We start from the raw sequence: 20,756 nt of genomic DNA, 5'->3' as shown, positions 1-20,756 counted from the left end.
GTCCTTTAAAACTTTGGTGATTCCTGGTTTTCGATGTATTTTCTTAAAGTATTAACCGTCACACCTCCACAGCTTGCTATAAAATATGACTCGCTCCAAAACACAGGCTTCGTTGGATAGTGTTTTTTAACTTCTTTTTCAAATTCAGAACGCATTCGACGAGTACTTACTGATTTAATATTTGTTACGAATTTAGACACGTCCATCTGAGGATAATACTGAAATAGCAAGTGAACGCGATCGCTTTCCCCATTGAATTCGATCATCTTACAATCCCACTTCTCGCATAAATCACCTACGACCTCTGTTAAACGCTCTAACATTACTGCTGAAAGGGTTTTACGTCGGTACTTCGTCACGAGTACGAGATGTGCTTTCATGTCTGAAACTGCTCTACCGCTCGATACAAAATCTTTTTTCATAATGACTGTTGATCAAATAAAATACAGTCATCATATTAGAGATAGGTCGAAAAGGAAAGGAGTTTTCTATCATGCTTAACCGCGCTCTCAAAGTAAGAATATATCCTACACCTGCTCAAGAACAGCAACTCGCTCAAGACTTTGGGAATGCTCGCTGGTGGCACAACTTCGCTTTGTCACTCGTAGATAAAGGAGAAAAATGGAATAAAGCAAAATTCATTAAAAAGCTACCTCCACTGAAGAAAGACCCTGAGACAGAATGGTTAAAACGAACCTATTCTCAAGTTCTTCAGTATCAAATGCTTCGATTAGATAACGCTTTCAAAAATTTATTTGAAGGTCGTGCGGGATTTCCCAAATTTAAAAGCCGTCACGGTAAACAATCGGTAGGGTATCCCCAGAATGTAACCGTTAAAAACGGTAATCTAAAATTTCCAGGTAAGTTAGGTGTAGTTGATACAAAATTACACCGTCCTATTGAAGGTAAAATCAAGACTGTTACAGTCTCTAAAACACCTTCAGGTAAGTATTTCGCTTCTATTCTAATGGAGATTGAGGGTGAAAATCCTACTCCGAGTGCTGACGGTAAAATTGCAGGTATCGATCTAGGTATCAAAGACTTTGCGATTGTTCATGATGGTGAGAACACTACAAAAATAGAAAACCCTCGCCACATTAAACAGCATGAAAAGAATTTGAAGCGAAAGCAACAAAGTTTGTCTCGTAAAAAGAAAGGGAGTAAAGGTAGAGAAAAAGCGAAAAGACTAGTCGCGAGAGTTCATGAGCGAGTCTCTAATTCTCGTGCAGACTTTTTACATAACGCTTCGAGAAAGCTTGTTGATGAAAACCAAGTCATCGGGGTTGAAAACCTCAATGTAAAAGATATGGTCAAGAACCATAAATTAGCAAAAGCTGTTTCTGATGTAGGTTGGGGAATGTTCGTTAATTTCCTTGCTTACAAGTTAGAGCGTGAGGGTAAGATGTTGGTCGAAATAGACCGATGGTTCCCTAGTTCTAAAACTTGTTCTGATTGCGGTCATAAAGTAGATAGTTTACCGCTTGATGTTAGAGAGTGGGACTGTCCAAACTGCGGAGTACATCATTATAGAGATGAAAACGCAGCGAAGAACATCAGAAATGAAGCAATCAAATTGCTATTGGTCTGTGGGACGCGGACTACTGCTGATGGAGGCTTAGTAAGTCTTTCAAACGAGGTAAAACTTGTGAGAAAGCAAGAGCCAAAGAAGTCAGAAGCCCACGGTCTATCGCCGGGAGCGGCGTAAGCCGCGACCAATGGCGATGACCGTTGGGTAGTTCACCCGAAGAGGGCACCTTGGCGCGCGAGAACGGTTCGGGCTTCTAAGGAAAATCCTGAATTTTCTCGAAACCGCGCGCCTTTGACTTGAGCTTGACCGATATTCGTGCCGAAGAGATTCGTTCTCTTCAGATTCGCGCCATCGAGCTTTGCATCCCGGATATTCACGTGACGCAGTAGAACCTGGTACAAATCGGCACCGCTCAAATTGGTGCGGAGTAACTGGCTGTAGCTGAAGTCTGTCCGAGTGAGGTTGGCATCTTTCAAACTGGTATCGTTGAGAACGGCCCGGCGAACCGAAGCGTTGCTCAAGTTAACGGCTTCCAACTTCGCGCGTCGAATTTGGCTGTGGTTGAGATTAGTCTGGCTCAGATTGGCCCCAGTAAGGTTCGCGTTGGTGAGATTCGCCTCGCACAGATTGGCATTACTGAGGTTGGCTCCCCTCAGATTGGCATTTTGCAGGTTGGCCCCCGCCAAACTCGCTCCCGTCAGATCGGCCCCGGCGAGATTGGCATGGCTCAAATTGGCATCGTGCAGTTCTGTATGGCTCAGGTTGGCCCCAGCGAGGTTCGCGTAGCTCAAATCACCTCGATCGAGGAGGGTGCCGTTAAGTTGGGCATTTTGCAGGTTCGCACGACGCAGTTCTACGGAGGTTAAACAAGCTTCGATGAGGGTCGCATCCTGTAAGTCGGCGCGACGCAAATCGCTTTTTTGCAAACTCGCACCGCTGAGGTTGGCTCGGTTTAAATCGGCGACGGTTAACTCGCACTCATCTAACACGGAACCGGATAAGTTGGCATCACTGAGTTTGGCAAGGCTCAGATCGGCCCGGCTGAGATCGGCTCCACTGAGATTCGCCCCTCGTAAATCGGCAGATCTCAACTCGTCGCCATGAATTTCGGCACCGGTCAAATCGGTGTTGCGCAAATCGGTTCCCGTTAGCTGTGGAAAGAGGCGATAGGCATCAAGATTTAAACGAGGCTCTCGACCGTCTTTTTTAACTTTGACCAAGTTGTACTGAATATTATCGGTGTAGATCGCAAACACCAGTTTGAATATTTCTAGAAATTTAATAAACCACTGACATTCTTCTTCTGGATATTGTTCGTAATAGCGAATTAGGGTGGCAATCCGAATATCTAAATGGGATTGAACGTGTTTGCAAATTAGAATTATTTTTAGGAGGATAAATACGATGGTTGTCGAAGTTCCTTGCGTATTAATTAAAATAAAAATATCTGATGGTGTTTCATTGTTTTCTGTCGTGATAAATTCAATGATGCGTTTGCAAGTTCTCAAGCATAGATCGAAGTTGAGTTTATCTAAGTTTCGCTCGGTATAAAGGTTATCTATTTTTTTAAAAAGATTAGATTTAAGAGTCTGAATATCGCTTTTATTATTAATTCCTAATATTAAATATTTTTGTAAGCTCTGCTTGAATTTTTGATAATAAATATTTTCTATCTCTTGATTAAAAATTTCGGCATAATAATTAAAACTTGATGATAAATGTTTGGGAACAAGGGTTTTAATGACATGAATGACATCAACTTGAATTTGAGTAATGCTCGAGGAAAGATGATTCTCGCGAACGGGGCGATCGCAGCGAGAAACGTACATCGCCAGATCGAATTTAAACTTCAGTCGGAGTTTGTTCGCTAACTTACGGGCAATTTCTCGCTGTTCGAGGGGATTATCTGCATTTAGATACTGAGACGCAAGCAGATAGGAGGTATAGCGCTGACTCCAGCTATCTTTGCGATCGCTTCCAAAGGAGGCAAAGAGTTGTAGTTCCTGATATTCCGAGCTATTAACAAAATTAACCAGCCAATTTCTCAACCGATTAAGACTGAACGATAACGTCTCTTGACTGCTACTCGCTCGTTCGAGAACCTTAATTAAGTCTTGAATTGGCTTATACAGTCGGTTCGACGACCAGTTATTGACTAAGATATAACAACAACGCTTAAACGTACTTCTAAAAACTTCTTCATTATTGTAAAAAATTATATTGTAGATAGCTTGCGATACGGAAGGTCGAGTATAACTATGACAATAGACAAATAATTGTTGAAACTCTTCGATAATACTTTCAGGAGAAGAATTTTTCACCAAATCTAAAAAGAAATGATAAATCTCTTCGCGATCTTGATTAATACTGTGGGTATCTTGTTGGTGTTCTTCCTGGGAGTGGGAAGACAAACTCAAGTCAGATCGATCGGCTAACATACGCTCCATCATAGAAAAGAAAAATCTACTCGCTCGCTAAACAATTTCCGAAATCTGAGAAAGCTTACACCCGAACCTGGTAGACCTCATCGTAACATTGAATTTTGATTGTGGATCGCCTCTGTACCTGGATTTGACAAGGTTGAAGGTTTAAAGTTTTGGTAAAGTTCCCCCTGGGGTTCCATTCCTTCTATTCGATTTGACCGATCGACGATTGAAAACGGTGTCAGTTTATTGAATTTGGGTTGCATCTAGGGAAGATCGTCTAAACTCGAATTCATCGTCTCGGACGCGGGAGTGTTGCGATCGTTCCCCATCTCAATACGGGTTCGATCGCAAGATTATCCCGAGATCTCAGACCCAAAAACTCCGGTGAGGTCGAGCATCGGCATCCCCTAGAAGGAATCGGCGATCTCGCGAGTCGATCGGATGAGTTAAAAAAACGTCAGTTCGGGATAAAAAGTCTCCGGTGGGTGTAGGGGGTAGAGTCGGGGGTGAGAACAAATGCTTGGAGTCGATTAGAGCCACTAGTGCAGCATGGCAGAAATAATTACCTAGTGCAGCACGGCAGAAATAAGTACCCAGTTCTCAACCGCTGAAAGCTATGCATAGTAGGAATTTTTAATTTTGCGTGCATCGCGAGCGGCGTCGGTTTGAGTCCCGTTCAACTTTTCAAGATGCATTTTTAATTCTGCGTAGCAGCACTAGGGTTCGAGGTTCTTCGACTCATGACTCGAATCTACATCAGCACGCTGGACTTTCAACGATATTTAACCCAAACTGACGTTAAAAAAGGGAAGAGTTGCAACTATCTCGAGGTACCTTGAAATCGTTCGAGCGCAGTGTTTTTTTCTATCCTCGATCGATACGTTCGTTCTGGTCCCGCGCACATCTGCGGGTTCGGTGTTTCTCGTCTAGTTGTATCGATCGGTCGCGGGCAAAGTTCGCTCTCTCTCCAGTATCTTTTCCCCCATGCTTCCCCCCAAAAGAGAATGCCGTTTGCGATTGATGCGATGTCTCGTGGATGCCGAACGAGATTTCAAGGATTGGCTCTCCTCCAGCTATCCAACCGAATCTAAAACACAGACCCCTATCGGCTTGCCCACCTTCACGAGTATCCGAATCGAGCGGGCGGTTGCGCGTCGATCCGGGTTGCGCGTCGATCGTCATTTTGGCGAGAACCTGTCAACAAAACCTCGCAAATTCAAATCTGGAATTTACAGTCTGTATCAAAAGTTCGCGTTGTTTATTTTTACTTAACAGTAACGAACAGTTGTGTTAAGACTGACTGCAAAGTGAATGAAGAATCCCTTAATGGATCGATAATAATCTCACAAAGAAATCGACCGACTCTCAACAAACCTTTTCTAACGACAGATTTGTATTAGTGGAATCCGAAAAGTTTGGGGAGTGTGGTTTTGGCGACCCTCAACTTTTAGTTGTTTCTACAACTGATTATCGTATCAAAAAATATAGATTTGCTGGAGAAATATGATGACACAAAAAGGAGTATCGGGCTGGCGCAATATTGCGATCGTTGGCCCGTATTTGAGTGGAAAAACCACCTTACTTGAAAGCTTGCTCTCGGTGACCGGCGCGATTACTCGCAAAGGAAACATTCAAGATGGCAACACCGTCGGCGATAGCGCCCCGGAAGCTCAACAGCGACACATGAGCGTGGAGGTTGCCGCCGCCAGTACTGAATATGACGGGGTACAGTTCACTTTCCTCGACTGTCCCGGCTCGATCGAGTTTGCTCAAGAAACCTATAATGCCCTGATGGGGGTTGGAGCGGCGATCGTGGTTTGCGAACCCGATCCGAACCGCGTCCTCACCCTGGCTCCCCTGTTTAAGTTTTTGGACGATTGGGAAATCCCCCACCTGGTCTTTATCAATAAATTGGATCGCGCCACCGCTGGCTCTAACGAGTCGGCGGGTGCTTTATATACCAACGTCCTCCACGCCCTCAAGGCAGTTTCGAGCCGTCCCTTGGTGCCCCATCAATATCCCATCGGACAAGGAGACGAACTCCTCGGTTTCATTGACTTGGTGAGCGAGCAAGCTTACCACTACCACCCAGGCGCGCCGGCCGACCCGATTCCGATGCCAGAGACCCTGCTCGAGCAAGAAAAAGCCGCTCGTCAGGAAATGCTCGAAGGGTTGGCCGATTTTGACGATCGCCTCCTCGAAGAACTCCTCGAAGAAATCGAACCCTCCCAAGACGAAATTGTCCAAGATCTGAAAATGGAACTGGGGGCAGATTTAATCGTCCCCGTCTTTTTGGGCGTTGCCGAGAACGACTACGGCGTGCGTCACCTCCTCGATGCCCTAGTGCGAGAAGCCCCCGACCCCTCAATTACGGCCGATCGCCGAGGCTTCAAACCGTCGGGCAATACCCCCATCGCTCAAGTCATCAAAACCTACTACACCCCCCAAGGTGGCAAAATGTCCCTGGTGCGGGTCTGGCAGGGAACGATCGCCGACGGCATGACCCTGAATGGGGTGCGCTTGGGGGGTATCTATCGGTTGCAGGGTTCGCAACAAAAAAGCCTCACGGAAGCCCAGGTGGGTGAAATCGTTGCCCTCAGCCGCATGGAGGGCATTTACACGGGAGATACCCTCAGCCCGGAAGCGATCGAATCCGGTGGGGAACTGCCCCGCGCCCACCAACTCAAACCCGTCTACGCCCTCGCCATCGCCCCAGAAAAGCGCAACGATGAAGTGAAAATGAGCGGTGCGCTGACCAAACTCCTGGAAGAAGACCCCTCTTTAGCCTGGGAACAGCACGGGGATACCCATGAAGTCATTCTTTGGGGACAGGGGGAAATTCACCTGCAAGTGGCCCTCGATCGCCTGCGGCGCAAGTATCACCTCCCCATGGCCACCCATCTGCCCCAGGTGGCCTACAAGGAAACGATTCGCAAGCCGGTGGATTCCGTGCGGGGTCGCTACAAACATCAAAGCGGCGGACACGGCCAGTACGGCGACGTGTATCTGAAGATTCAGCCCCTCTCTCGCGGGGAAGGATTCCACTTCAACCAAACCATCGTCGGTGGAGTGGTTCCCCGGCAGTATATCCCCGGCGTGGAAATGGGGGTGCGGGAGTATCTCGATCGCGGTCCTCTGGGTTTCCCGGTGGTGGATGTGGGGGTTACCCTCACCAATGGGTCTTATCACACCGTCGATAGCTCGGAACAGGCGTTCAAACAGGCCGCTCGGTTGGCAATGCAAGAAGGTTTGGCTAAGTGCAAGCCTACCTTACTCGAACCGGTGGTCGCAGTTGACGTTTGCGCCCCCAACGAGTTTACGGCCAAGGTGCTACAACTCGTTAGCGGTCATCGGGGTCAAATCCTCGGCTACGAAGCCCTCACCGGTTGGAAGGATTGGGATAAGGTCTCGACCCATCTACCGCAATCGGAAATGCAGAACCTAATTGTTGAGTTGCGATCGCTCACCATGGGAGTCGGCTACTTTAACTGGCATTACGACCACCTGCAACCGGTTCCCGATAAACTCGCAGAACAGGTTTTGGTCGGTCGCGAGAGTTCGTAAGGAATTGGGGGAGAGAATGGACAATGGACAATTGACAATGGGTATGTTGCTTCTCCATTCTCCTTGTATCCCTGGAAGGGCGAAGCATTTGGATATGTGAGGGTTCGTTTGAGTCAGAATCGATCGCTCAAATGCTTGCGCCCCTACAGCACCCCATCACCGCGTCTCCCCATCCCCGCGTCACCGCGTCAGATTCTAACGGCTGGCGGTCGTGGCAACTCCAGAGGCTGCTTTCCATTTCCCATCTTCCATCGTCCATCGATCGCGTTCTGGATTGGAAGAGGCGGGATAACCCAAGGTTTCCTCGATCGCCACTTGCAATAATTCATCTACGGGAATTCCCGAAGCTTTGGCCATGCAGGCGATGACGCTTTTCGGGGAGAACGAGCAATACAACCCCGCTTCTAAGAACCAGGGTTGACCTTGGGGGTCGATGCGGAAGTCAAACAGGCTGTAGTGGCGGCAGCCGAGGGCTTCGTGGCACTGTTTGGCAACTTCCCAGACGGGTTCGGTGGCTGGGTCGCTCGGATCGACCGTCCAGGCTTTAATATTGTCTTTGGCGCTTAAGCTCAAATTGCCATCGTCCGATCGCTTCAGTTTATCGGCATAGTCGCGAATGGGATGGTCTTGGGAATTGACCAAGTACTCCTCCAGGGGTAGCCCGATGAGTTTGCCGTCTTTGACTATGATGCCGCAACGCACTTCTCTGCCAAGTTCGATATATTCTTCCACTAACACTTCATCGGAATATTCAAAGGCCGTTTTCAGGGCCGCGTCATATTCAGATTTCTCTTTCACCAACGCCACGCCGCAGGAATTATCGGAATTGGCGGGTTTAATCACCACTGGGGGTTTGATGGTGGGAACGTCTCCCGGACGCAGGACTTCCCCGTGGGGAACTTTAATCCCGGCTGCAGCAACGATCGCCTTGGCTTTGGCTTTGTGGGCGGTGAGGGCCATCAAATCCGGTCGATTACCGACATAGGGAATTTCGAGTAAGTCGAAGAGGGCGCGATATTCGGTCATGCCGGGAATGCAGAACATTTGCGGCAGTACCAAATCGATCTGTTTGGCGACGATCGCATCGCTAGCTTGGGCGAGAGACATCGGTTCGGCGGCGGCGATGTCTTCGGGGGTGAGAGACGCGGGAAACCGCCACTGGCGATCGGGGGTGATATAGGCGATGTGAAATTCGTAGCGATCGGGATTTGCCGTGGCGGCGATGCAATCTGCGGCGTACAACCGGGATAAATCGCAGTAAAATTCGCTTTCGGCGGAACCGACTAAATGCAGGATGCGAAGAACGGACATAATAAACCTCGTTGAATGAATGGGGGGAATAGGGAATGGGGAATAGGGAATGGGGAATAGGGAATAACGCTTCGGTGTAACTTAAAGTCTGTAGCCCTCGATCGTTCGTGCCGATTGACTATAACGCTCAAATTTGGAGTCGATCGAACCTCGTAAATTCAAGACCTCAGAAAAAGTTTTACAAGCTGTGAATAGGGCAATTTATCGATGTTTAAATATCGATAAGACGCCACAAAATTATTTCAATTTGCCTGAAACTCGCGCGATGCCGTAGGTAGCCAGACCCGCAGCCATCCCTGGCAGAACTTCATACATCGCACTGGATAAACCGAGTCCTAAATTCCAAATCAATGCGGTTACAATCCCGATCGAAATGGTGGCGATCGCGATGGGTAAATTAATCGGTTGATTCCAAACTCTCAGCAGCAATAACGGCCCCAAACCCGACGCTAATGCAGACCAAGAAAAGGTGACCAATGCAAATACATTGTTATCCCCAGCGAGGGCGATCGCTAAAATTACCGCCGTCACCGTTAGCGTCCCGGCTTTTGCCAATTTATAGGAACCGGCCGCGGCGGGAAAAATGTCTTGGGTTAGGGCGGCCGAACAAGAGAGAATTTGCGAATCGGCGGTGGATATCGTGGCTGAAAATAGCCCCGCTAGCATCAATCCCACCAACACCACTGGGAGAAGTTCTAAAGAAAGGTAAGGTAAGGCAAGTTCCGGGTCGCCAGAACTCATCAAGTCCGGCATTAATACCCGGGCAGCTAAACCAATTCCCATAGCGGAAACGGAATTTACTAAGCCCAATCCCGTTTTCAAATTTCGGGCAAAGCCGATATTTTGGGCGGAGTCGATCGCCATAGCACGAACTAAAATGTGCGGCTGTCCAACTACACCAAAACCGGCGACGATCCAGCCAAAAAAGAAGGGGAAAAATCCCCAGGGTTGTCCGGAGGCTTTTGGATCGATTAAGGTCGGATCGATTTCTCCTAGAGATTGCCAAAAACTGCCCACGCCCCCGCAAGTTGCGATGGCAATAATCAGTAGCAGCACCAAGGAAAACACCATGATGATTCCCTGAATGGTATCCGTCCAAATTGAGGCGCGAATCCCCCCAGAGAAACAATAGAGAACGACGATTACCGCCCCGATAATGATGCCTAGATTGTAGTTCCACCCAAAGACAGCATTGAGAGCTTTACTCCCGGCTACTAGTTGGGCGGCGCCATAGGGACCGAGAAAAGCAATTGTAATTAAAGCCGAAATAATAGCGATAATTCGAGACTCTTTTAAATTGGAAAGAGTTTGACCCAAAAAAGCAGAAACTGTATCGGCGGCGGTCTCTTCCGACATCTGTCTCAATCGCTTGAAAACCCACCACCAAGCCAGATAATCCCCGATCGCCCAACCCACGGTCAGCCACAGGGAAGACAGCCCAATTTTATAGGCAAAACCCACCTGACCGATAAATAACAAACCACTTTGACCCGTCGCCATAGCAGAAAACGCCGTTAGCCAGGGGTTGACATTGCGGCTGGCGAGTAAATAGTCGGTGGTGGTATTTTGCTTGCGGGTTGCTGAATAGATTCCTACTGCCGTAAATAACAGCAGAAATAGGACAAACGTGATGGCAATTCCAACTTGTTCGGTCATTCTCTCGATCCAAACGTTAGATTTAAAGTGAAGATTGCGAAAGAGATTGAGAATTCAAACGACTGGGAATCTCAAATTCCTAGATTCAATCGGATAAATTCAGATCTGAACTTATAGCGATATTCATTGTCGTTAGGAAAATTTTAACAATCGTATCTTTGGAAAAGCGATCGAGATGTTTGTGCTGACACACACGCACGCGCATTCCCACGATTGTCCTAACGGGACTGAATACAGCTATAATATCCCGCTCATTTATTCTCGATTTATTCTTTTTAATCGCCACCAATTTCAACTAACTTGCCAATGTTAAAATCAATTCTCACCCACCCCTTAAGCTTGCGCATATTTTCTAACAAAAGCAACGTAATTTGCCAGTGAGGAACGGTGAAGAATGGCAGCGGATCGTTGACTTGTAAAAGGGCGTCGGTTCCCTTGAAAACTTTACCCATCCACGCTTGTAAATCCGAGAACGATCGAATTTCTGTCAGTCGCCAAATTTCGTGGTACAACCAGTAGGTGGGCTTACTTTCAGCCAGCGGCACGATCGCACTTTCAGTCTCATCTTTGCCATCGACAAGATAAGCATCTGCTAATCCCGGATGGTTGTAAAACATCGTAATCGCCGAATGGGTTCGCGGATTGCATTCGATGGGATAAACGGTACCATCTGCCGTTTGGATGAAGTCAAAGGAAATCTGTCCGGTCAAGTTCAATTCCTTGACAAAATTTTCAACCCATGCATAAATTTCCGGCTTTTCCAGATGCTCGTAATTTACCTGAAAAGGAGAAGAAGCCGAGCAGCAGTGGAGTCGAATTTTTCCCTTGCGAACGGTGCTGTGGGTACAGTATTCTTGCCCCGTAATAAACTCCTGCATCGTCCACGGGTTGTCTTCGCTTATCGGTAGTTTTTTCACGTACTCTTCCATACCTTCAAAAGGCAGTTGAGTCATGTCCAACCGAGACACCGAATCGTAACGAATACTTTTGAGAATGTACCGACTGCCATCGCTTTTGAAATCAAAATCGAGAATTTGCTGCGGGTCGGTAATATTGAAAGATTTCGGTGCAGATAAACCTAAAGAACGCGCTTTGTCGCATAACTCAAATTTATCGTCAAGCATCTGCGTGATGGCTGGGGAGAAGTGAATCACTTCGCAGAACTCGGAAAGAACCGTTCCTGCCACCGCATCGTAGTAACTCGCGACAGGACTCGATACGGGAATAAATGCGTCAATTTTCTCGGCTTGAACGATTTTGAGTAACGCCTGAGAATACCCATTGGCATCCTTTTCCGGTGCGGGTACGGTATAAAACCCTTTGACGGCATTGGAGAATCGGTGACCCGACAGCCAATATTTATGGGTTTCTACTAAAAATACGTTATGTCCCGCTTGGTGGAAAGACCGCGCCAACTGTAGGGCTTTGGTCATTTTCCCGCCAGTGATTAAGATATTTTTGGGGTTGGCGATCGCCTTTCTTTTGCGATCGGGAGATGCGATCGCGCCAATCACCAGAGAAATTGCAACAATTGCGAAGTTAATCGGTAAGGCAACAAATAGCAACGCTAGCGTGCCGATATTTTTTATGACTGCCATCATCTATATATTTATGACAACGAATTGTGTGGGGTGTGGGGGATGGGGTGTGGGGTGTAGGGTGTGAGATTTGGGTACAGTATTATTCCTCAAATTTCTACCCATTCCCCGAACTTCATTCACTCGAACTGGCGTGAAAAAGAAGGCAACGAACGAAAATCCATTGCCTTCGATGGAATTTTTGCGGGGTTGACGACTCGAATTCGGGAATTTGGTCGCACACTGCTATAAATCCGGGGGGGCGCTAGCGGAGCCATGCGTGAGGGCTATAGCATTTGGATATCTAGGGTTTCGTTTCACCCATAATCGATCGCTCAAATGCTTTGCGGGGTTGACGACTCGAATTCAGTCATTTGGGCGGATACGATACGATCGTGCTGCTGGCTTCGCTCGTCAATCCGGGGGGGCGAAGCATTTGGATATCTAGGGTTTCGTTTCACCCATAATTTATCGCTCAAATGCTTTGCCCCTACATCTGCTCGCCAACCCGCTTGGCGGTAAAATCCTACTTTCGTCGAATCACCGTCAAACCATCCCGCAACGGCAGCAAAACCTGTTCTACGCGGGGGTCGTCGGCGACGAAGCGGTTAAATTGGGCGATCGCCTCTCCATTCGCCGTCCGCTGTTGGGGGGGCAAATAGGGTTGACCTTGAAGCAGGGTATTGTCGACGCAGATAAAGCCGCCGGGAGCGAGTAAATTGCCGTCGAACAGCAGTTTGAAGTAATCGATGTACTCCGTCTTATCGGCATCGATGAACACCAAATCGAAGCAATCTCCAGCATCGGCTAAGGCTTGCATCGTCTCCAATGCCGGAGCGACTTCCACCTTAATTTTGCCGCCATCGGGGGATGCATCGAAACAGTCGCGGGCAAAATCGGCCACGTATCGATCGACTTCACAAGCCACCATCGACCCATCTTCGGGCAATGCTTCTGCCATCGCCAGGGCCGAATATCCGGTAAACATGCCCACTTCCAGGATGCGCTTGGCTCCGGTCATGTAGACGAACAATTTCAGGGTTTGCCCTTCGATATGTCCCGAGAGCATTTCTTGTTCCAACTGGCGCACCGTCTCTTTATCGGAGAAACGCTTGCTCCAATCTTCGGCTGCGGTTTTCTCGGCTAAAGCGGCTAACGCTGGCGATTCGGAGGTGGCACAGTCTTCGAGGTAGGGGTCGATTCCCCCAGCCAAAGCCTGTACTTGCTCCAGAGAAGCCATGACCGAGGCGGAAACGCCGGCCTTGCGGGCCATTTCTACGGTTTCATCGAGCTTTTCGACCAGAATGCCCAAGGGAGTAACGGGTCTGGGGGTTTGGGGTGCACTTAAAACTTGACTCATCTTCGCCTCTCCCTATTCCAAACCGAGGTCGCGCAAGTACATTTGCTTGCCGTTACCGCCATCGGGGAACGCAGAACAAATTTCCTTGTGGTTATCCACCGCTTCTTGCAACGTTCCCGAAGAAACCTCTTGGGCAAAGTCGCAGGAACCAATTCCCGTGGGTAGCGGCGCCCACAGACCGCCTTCTCCGCGCTTGCGGCGCATATTTTTCTGCCCTTCGAGCATGATTTCCATGTCTTCGAGGATGGGGTGATACACCGACAGACCCAAAGAACGGCACAGATTGATAATGCGATCGCGCTCTTCGGCTTCGAGCCAGTTCATCTGCGCGGCTAAGGTCGCCCCGAAGGACATGCCGATGGCAACGGCGTGACCGTGCATTAACTTGGCAGCCGGCTCGAATCGAGGACTCCAGGTGTGACCGTAGGCGTGGGGACGATCTTGGTAGGTCTCGAACATATTCGTCCCTTCATGCTTCATGTAGGAGAACAATGCCCGATAAATCACTTCGTCGGCAATCTCTTCGAGTTTCTCGTCGGCATCGATGGTGGCAAAGTGAGTTTCCACCAACCGAGGACCGTATTCTTCCATCAACTCGAACAATACCGGATCGTCGGTGACGGCCATCTTAATAATTTCGGCCATACCGTTGCGCACGTGTCCGACATCCAAGGTGCGGAAGAAGTTGCGATCGACTAACGTCAACAGCGGGGGATGATATGCGCCGATACTATTTTTAAACTGACTGCCGTTGGTGCAGGTACGGGGAGAAGGACCGGCATCGATGGCGGCAACCACCGTGGTTCCGATCATCACGTAGGGAGTGCGTCGGTGTTGCAGGGCACAGGCGAGTCCGGCAACATCGCTGAGAACGCCACCACCAACGACTAAAACGGGTTCGTTGCGGGAGACGTCGCAGCCATCTTTACCCAAGAAAGCCAAGATGCGGTGAACGGTTTCGGGGGTTTTGTCCGATTCCCAAGCGCGACAGACGAGCACTTCCAGGGGAATTTCCCGGACTTGGAAGTAGTTGCGCAGAGCCTCGCCGTACAGTTCGTCAACGGTTTTATCGACCACGGCCACGCAGCGACCGCGACTGTTGTAGATCTCGGCCAGGGTGGGGTTTGCCGGATTGAAAATGCCATTGACCAACTGAACTTTGGCTTTGAGGGTGTAGGTGGCCGACACTTCAAACGAGCGACCGTCTCCGCTGGCGACGATTTCTCCGGTGCCGGTGTATCCCTCGCTGGTGCGGTATTTCTGGGGATGTTGGAATCGAATGACCTGTTCCGATTCTGAGGGAGTCAGGGTTTGCAGGTTCTCACTCAAGGAAGAGGGAAGGGGTTTCGCTTGAACCATAGTAGATCTCGAGCGTATTTGCTAAAGGTGTGCAGATTGCAATCGAAAGATTGGGTTTTCCTTGGGAAACGTCAGTTCGGCTGATGGAGGTTCAAGCCTTCATCCTTGGCTCGAACAACTGAAATTCCTTCAATACGGTCGAAAGTCGGCAACGGAGAGATGCAGAGTTCTAGACCGATCTCGAACTCACGCTTGGGAAGGAGTGACAGACTTAACTGGAGCCTTGCCACAGAGTTACTGTATCAAAACCTTAAAAAAATGTAAAGAATTTTAAATTTGTATGCCCGCATACTGAAGTTGCTAGAGGCCTTGATATGACTGGAAAGTCCGTGAATCCTGAGTTTTAGGCATTCAGCCTCTCTGTGGCGATATGTAACAAAAAATGAAAAAACTCCGATCGAAGATTACAAAATCGTTACAAGTTCAAGATATGAACACGTCGGGCAAAACAGCCGGAGATATTGTTCTCTCCATTTGCCCAACCCCCTGGATGGAGATAGGCAGATGCCAGAGGTAGCCAAAATGCAAACCCACCATACCCGCCGCAAATCGACTCTCCCCCATCACCCCCGCGAAAAATTTCCGGTTCGGCGACGATTTCTTGCAAATAGGGATTTTGGGCAATCTGCAAGCCAAATGCATTGAGTTGGCGGTGGAGGTTCCAGGTTAAATTTGAGTCGATGGGAGTTGCATCCAACGGACAATCGTTTCCCCATCGAAATAACGATCGAACCCCACTGCCGCACAAATATTCCCATTCGTCAGACGTAGGCAATCGAAACCCATCTCGATCGAGTTTTTCGACGAGTTGCAAGTGAGTTGTGGGGATAATTTGAAAGGCTTCAATTTCACCGTCAGGGTGTCGATGTATTCGATATCCGATTTCAGTTGGATTCCGGATTTCAAAACCATTTCGATACTGTGGATATTCTGAAATTAAAGTTTGAATTGCCGACGAACTTGCCTCGATGGGCTTTAAACCTACTTCAAACAAGCACACTTCCACCAGCATCGGCTCGAATTTACAAGTTCTAAGGGATGTGGTGAAAGATGAAATATATCGATAGAAATCTGCTGGATTGACGCGAGTATTTTCGTCTCCTTCAATCCAATCTTCGCGCCAGGATTCATATTGTTCCACACTCGTCTCAAAAGGATGGTATTCGTCATACCCGAGAGTCACTTCCGCCCCAGGAATGAGGGCAAAATACGAGGAGCGATATTGGAATAATGCGATTTGATATTTTCGATCGTGAAACCCATACCATTGCAACCCAGAAAATTCAAAAGAATTGGGGATTCGATCGAGCAACCCTCGGGCTAAATCTAAACGTTCTCTTTCTTTTAAACAATTCCAACGAGAAAGTTCTAGATCGCGATTTTTCATCAAAAACTAGACGATAGACTTTGCCGCAAAGTATAGAATAGAACCAGTCTCAGAGTAGGTAGACAGTGCATTGCAAAGGTAAAAATAAAATTTTGACCAAAAACTGCCAACCCTATTAATTGTTAATTGTTAATTGTTAATTGTTAATTGTTAATTGTTAATTGTTAATTGTTAATTGTTAATTGTTAATTGTTAATTGTTAATTGTTAATTATCGATCGATACAACCCCTCCATCGTATATTCCGTCGCTTCTACATCCACCCGTCCCAACAGTTCCCGACAGGTATTCGACGTTTGCGGACCGATCGAAGCCACCCGCACCCCTTCGAGGGAAATATGCCCCGCCTGTTCGATGAGTTGGTGAAAATGCTTGACGGTTTTGGAACTGGCGAAGGTGATAATATCGATTTTGCCCTGTTGCAAAGCTGCTAGAGGTTCAGGAGCGATCGCATCGGGACAGCGCGATTCGTAGGCGGCTACTTCCACTACTTGCGCCTGACGATCGCTCAGTTGCCGCACCAGCACTTCCCGTCCCCCCGATTCGACTCTGGGAAAGAGGATGGTTTGGCCAGCGACGGATTCGGGAAAGCTTTCCACCAGGGAATCGGCAACGAAGTTGGGGGGAATGAAATCGGGTTTTAGCCCGTGTTCTTGCAGGCTGCGAGCGGTTTTTTTGCCGACGACGGCAATTTTGAGGTGAGCCAGGTGGCGCGCGTCTTTGCCCGCAAAAAAGAGGCGATCGAAGAAGGCTTCTACCCCATTGGCGGAGGTGAGAATCAACCAATCAAATCGATCGAGTTCGTCGATACTCCGATCTAAATCCGCCCAACTCGATGGGGGGACAATTTCCAGAGTCGGCATCGAAATCGCTGTTGCCCCGGCAGAGGTAAGGCGATCGCTAAATTCACTCGACTGCCCCATGGAACGGGTGATGAGAATGGTTTTTCCCGTTAAAGGCTGGTTGCCGGTTTCGATATGATTCTCAATTTGGTTCTCAATATTTTGTGCCAAGTTTCGATCGCCCCCCCGTGCCGATGCCGTCGATGGCGATTTTACCCGATCTCGGGATTGCAAGCACTCTCGCAGCCGCACCACTTCCCCAATGACGATCACGCAGGGGGAGAGAGACTCGCCTCGGGTGCGCTCGAGAATATCCCCCAGGGTTCCCGTCCACACCTGCTGCTGGGGTCGTCCCGCCCAGCGAACGATGGCGATCGGAGTGCGTTCGGATCTGCCGTATCGTTGCAACTGGTGCAGAATTTCCCCCAGATGCTTGCTGCCCATCAACACCACCAGGGTATCGATGCGTGCGAGGGCTTCCCAATCCAACGCCGTCGGATCGTGGCCGCTGAGGGTGACGAAACAGCGACTCAGAACCGGATCGGTGAGGGGAATTCCCGCCAGCAGGGGTCCGGCTAACACCGAGGAAATCCCCGGCACCACTTCAAAAGCACAGTCGGCGGCAATCAGTGCCTGAATTTCCGAAGTGCAGCGACCGAAAATAAAGGGATCGCCGCTTTTGAGGCGTACTACCTGCTTTCCTTGTTGCCCGTATTTCACCAACAGGCGATCGATTTGGGTTTGCGGCGTACTCGGCTGCCCCCCCCGTTTACCGACGTTCACCTGCAAGCAATCGGGTCGCACCCATTCGAGCAAAGCGGCATCCGCAAGGGCATCGTACACCAAAACTTCCGCGATTCCGAGCAGTTCCTTTCCTCGCCCCGTTAGGTAATCTAAACTGCCAGGTCCGGCTCCCACGAGGTACACTTTGCCTGTTGGGTTACTCACGATCGTCTTGGTGGTAGAACAAATGGTAGCCGTGGGGCGATCGAGGCGCGACGTTTCACCTTACCGTTTAATCGCTTGCCATGCAATCCATACCTGCCAGAAGAAAATTGCGCTGACCACCAGCGTGACCGTATCTTGAAAAATCCAGTAGGGACGACTCGTGAAAATATCAAGCATGATAGATTTCCCGATCTAAGCGTATTGGGGCGAACTTTTACGGATTGGGGCGAACTCGAAGAGGCTTTGCTCCAATCGTATAGGTTGTTATTATAGCGCCGATCGACTCCCGATGTATGGGGTATTTTATTACGTTACATTCTTCAACACCGGTTAATCAAATGTCCAAGTAAATTTCCAGGGGATACGCTTTCTCAAAGTTGAATCGGTAATCGGGTACAAGTACTTATAAATCTCTGGCTTATTGCGTGTCGATAATAATGCAAACTCTCCATACCGATTCAGTCGGTTCGGATCTGCTCCTAATTCTACCAATTTCTTCACGAGGGCTAAGTTATCTTCCATCGTCGCGTCCATTAATAAAGTATCTTCATCTTCCTCTGGATGATTAATATCTAATCCTGCTTCCACAAGAATTTCAAGAACCTCAACCGGAAATTCATCGATTCGATCGGTGACTAACTCGGCGAGCTGACCGATTAACCTTGGACTTTCAACTTTCGCCCCAGCTTCAATCAGCACTTTGACAAGTTCTGGTAAATTCAACTGAACCGCAACTTGTAATGGAGTTTTAAAAGCATTATTTTTAATGTCTAGATTTGCCCCATTTTCGATCTCCTCTATTAATCGCTCGATCGAATTGGCTTCGATAAGCTCGAATAAAATATATTCTTCCTGAAAATTATTCATCGATATTATTATTTGTGACTCAACACCGACAAGATCGAGATGAAGCTCCAATTGCAATTCACCTCGAATGAGCGTCGAGTGATTTAATATTTTGAGGATTCATTTATGCGGCATTCAAAAATATCGACGTAAGCATTCAGGTATCAGTCGTCAGCCGTCAGCTTAAAACTCTTATGCAGCTTACAAGTTGAACATCTTCCCAGCTAAAATCCCTGGAAATTTGGGCTTTCCCCAAGAGTAATTCGCTCATAGCCGATCGCTGAGCGCACGAATGCTTACAGATCGACTATCAACTGTCTTAGCGATCTACTCCTACTCTATTCACCCTTGACAACGCGATCGGAACTTTTTGAAACGAAAGTTCGGTCGATCGGGTATAGCGCAAGCAAGTACGTAAATTAACATGAATAAACATTGCCAAATGTCTGGCAAGTGCGCATAATAATGGTGCATTCTGCGGGGATGTCTCCAACGACAGACGCAAATGCGATCGCCCGATCGCTCCGACCCCGGTTCTATCGCTCGCGTTAGCTGTTTTAAAGAGTTTGGGTTTGGGTCATGATAGAAATCTTCGCCACCACCACCCAGGTTGTTCTCGATGCAACCGTCGTCAGTGCCACGGGTTTTTTCGGATATTGTTTCGTGACCGATATTTGGCACCAATCGAAAAATCCGCCAGTATTGCCATCGTCTGAATCCAAACCCCTCGACGGTGCCTCGATCGCCTCTAAACCCGAGCGAACCGCTTCAGAACCCGCTCGGTTGGCAGCCCGCAACGGTGCGAGCGTCGAACACTCCTCCGAAGAATCCCAACCGCAACCGCATCCAACTGCGCCCACTCCCGCAACCCATATCTTCGCCGCCCCAGCGACACCGGCATTTCTCCCCCCTGGGCCATCGATGCCGGAACTCGAACCGACTAGACGGGTAGCTTCCACGGCGCTGATTCCCTACCAACCCCACACCCTGAAAATCGAGAATAACGGGGGGTCTAAGGGGCGAGCGCTGGTGGTTTCTCCCCAGAAAAGTTTGATGGCTCTTGACGCCAAAACTCGCGCCCTGCAAACCGCCTCTGACGCTTGCGCCCCCATTGCCGAGGTGACCCCCACTCCTCCTCAACGAACGAACCTGGCTGGATTTTGGTGTCTGCTTGCCCTTCAAGAACGGTTGGGGGCGATCGGGTTTCTCGAAGCCCATCCCTACCTCAAAGCCGTTGGATTTTCCCAGCAACTTCTGTGGAAATTAGGGGAACGTCTGGGAATCCCCGCAGACGATCCGGTACGACTTCCCTTGCCGGAAAAACCGGAGACAATCGATGAAGCGCCTTACCCCTTTGTTGCACCAAACCTTTGGCAGCAAGGGATTTATTACCACGGAACCTGGAGCGTGCATCGTTTCCAAGAGCAGCCGGGGGTTCGGGTTTTATTCGACGGTTCCGGCCACCTTGCCGTGGCGCTGTGGTACGAGGGAAATCGAGATATCGAAGCGATTCGGGAAGCCATTGGGGGGCGGCAGATCCTCCGAGGCGCGCCACTCTCCTCAACCTTAGATTTGGCATTCCTGTTGCAGATGTGGACGATCGCCATGCGTCGCTGGTGTCGCCGGTTTGCCCGGTTGGGACTGCGAGATTTAGTGGCGCAGCCGGGGTGGGTTTATCTGACTCCCACGCAAATTGTGGTGGAGTTCGACTCGGAATCTCTCGATCGCCGGGTTCGCCAAGCGGGATTGAATCTGGATGTGAAAGCGCTTCCGGGGTGGGATCGGGACTTAGTATTCGATTAGATCGATTTTGAATTTCACAGATATAGGGGAAAGTAACACGCCAACAACAGGGGTCAATAGCCGTTGACCCCGACTGCGGTTTTTGTAAAAGAATACCTCCTCCAACTCGGTGCGAGCGACTCCAAGGATCGGGGGTTACTGGAAACTCTC

At 48.9% G+C, this 20,756-nt stretch carries 13 protein-coding genes; 3 read left to right on the top strand and 10 right to left on the bottom strand.

Annotation, left to right across the window (positions count from 1 at the left end):
* Nucleotides 1-5 precede the first annotated feature (5 nt).
* Complete coding sequence (tnpA, locus tag AC2215_RS23500; protein ID WP_486812448.1) at nucleotides 6-422, bottom strand: IS200/IS605 family transposase; 417 nt, start codon at nucleotides 420-422, stop codon at nucleotides 6-8.
* A 71-nt stretch (nucleotides 423-493) separates the two neighbouring features.
* Here tnpA and AC2215_RS23495 point away from each other — a divergent pair, with 71 nt between their 5' ends.
* On the top strand, nucleotides 494-1,705 hold the full coding sequence (locus tag AC2215_RS23495) for an RNA-guided endonuclease InsQ/TnpB family protein (RefSeq protein WP_486812447.1): 1,212 nt from the start codon (nucleotides 494-496) through the stop codon (nucleotides 1,703-1,705).
* Between the two features lie 32 nt (nucleotides 1,706-1,737).
* Here AC2215_RS23495 and AC2215_RS23490 read toward each other — a convergent pair whose 3' ends face one another.
* Complete coding sequence (locus AC2215_RS23490; protein WP_486812446.1) at nucleotides 1,738-3,978, bottom strand: pentapeptide repeat-containing protein; 2,241 nt, start codon at nucleotides 3,976-3,978, stop codon at nucleotides 1,738-1,740.
* 1,482 nt (nucleotides 3,979-5,460) lie between these two features.
* Here AC2215_RS23490 and AC2215_RS23485 point away from each other — a divergent pair.
* Nucleotides 5,461-7,518, top strand: coding sequence for an elongation factor G (locus AC2215_RS23485; protein ID WP_486812458.1), 2,058 nt, complete (start codon nucleotides 5,461-5,463; stop codon nucleotides 7,516-7,518).
* A 195-nt stretch (nucleotides 7,519-7,713) separates the two neighbouring features.
* On the opposite strand, the gene AC2215_RS23480 is transcribed toward AC2215_RS23485, so the two are convergent.
* The 8 genes from AC2215_RS23480 to AC2215_RS23445 form a co-directional block, all read right to left on the bottom strand.
* Entirely contained in the window at nucleotides 7,714-8,829 is a 1,116-nt protein-coding gene (locus AC2215_RS23480; protein ID WP_486812445.1) for a D-alanine--D-alanine ligase family protein, read from the bottom strand.
* 237 nt (nucleotides 8,830-9,066) lie between these two features.
* Entirely contained in the window at nucleotides 9,067-10,485 is a 1,419-nt protein-coding gene (locus AC2215_RS23475) for a sodium/proline symporter (RefSeq protein WP_486812444.1), read from the bottom strand.
* A gap of 275 nt (nucleotides 10,486-10,760) precedes the next feature.
* Nucleotides 10,761-12,086, bottom strand: a complete 1,326-nt coding sequence (locus AC2215_RS23470; protein WP_486812443.1) for an ATP-grasp domain-containing protein — start codon at nucleotides 12,084-12,086, stop codon at nucleotides 10,761-10,763.
* 502 nt (nucleotides 12,087-12,588) lie between these two features.
* Complete coding sequence (locus AC2215_RS23465; protein WP_486812442.1) at nucleotides 12,589-13,422, bottom strand: O-methyltransferase; 834 nt, start codon at nucleotides 13,420-13,422, stop codon at nucleotides 12,589-12,591.
* A 12-nt stretch (nucleotides 13,423-13,434) separates the two neighbouring features.
* Complete coding sequence (locus AC2215_RS23460) at nucleotides 13,435-14,781, bottom strand: sedoheptulose 7-phosphate cyclase (RefSeq protein ID WP_486812441.1); 1,347 nt, start codon at nucleotides 14,779-14,781, stop codon at nucleotides 13,435-13,437.
* 415 nt (nucleotides 14,782-15,196) lie between these two features.
* Nucleotides 15,197-16,168 (bottom strand): hypothetical protein, encoded by a 972-nt coding sequence (locus AC2215_RS23455; RefSeq protein ID WP_486812440.1) that lies wholly within the window; start codon nucleotides 16,166-16,168, stop codon nucleotides 15,197-15,199.
* A 199-nt stretch (nucleotides 16,169-16,367) separates the two neighbouring features.
* A complete protein-coding gene (gene cobA / locus AC2215_RS23450) occupies nucleotides 16,368-17,957 on the bottom strand; it encodes a uroporphyrinogen-III C-methyltransferase (protein ID WP_486812439.1) in 1,590 nt (529 codons plus the stop codon).
* A gap of 330 nt (nucleotides 17,958-18,287) precedes the next feature.
* Nucleotides 18,288-18,824: an ankyrin repeat domain-containing protein gene (locus AC2215_RS23445; RefSeq protein ID WP_486812438.1), complete on the bottom strand. Its 537-nt coding sequence runs from the start codon at nucleotides 18,822-18,824 to the stop codon at nucleotides 18,288-18,290.
* Between the two features lie 558 nt (nucleotides 18,825-19,382).
* Between AC2215_RS23445 and AC2215_RS23440 the strand changes: the two genes are divergently transcribed.
* Nucleotides 19,383-20,606 (top strand): hypothetical protein, encoded by a 1,224-nt coding sequence (locus AC2215_RS23440; RefSeq protein WP_486812437.1) that lies wholly within the window; start codon nucleotides 19,383-19,385, stop codon nucleotides 20,604-20,606.
* Nucleotides 20,607-20,756: the final 150 nt, after the last annotated feature.

Source organism: Zarconia sp., from assembly GCF_057467645.1.
Note: the sequence above shows the minus strand (reverse complement) of the source record. Positions and strands in the feature narration are given on the sequence as shown.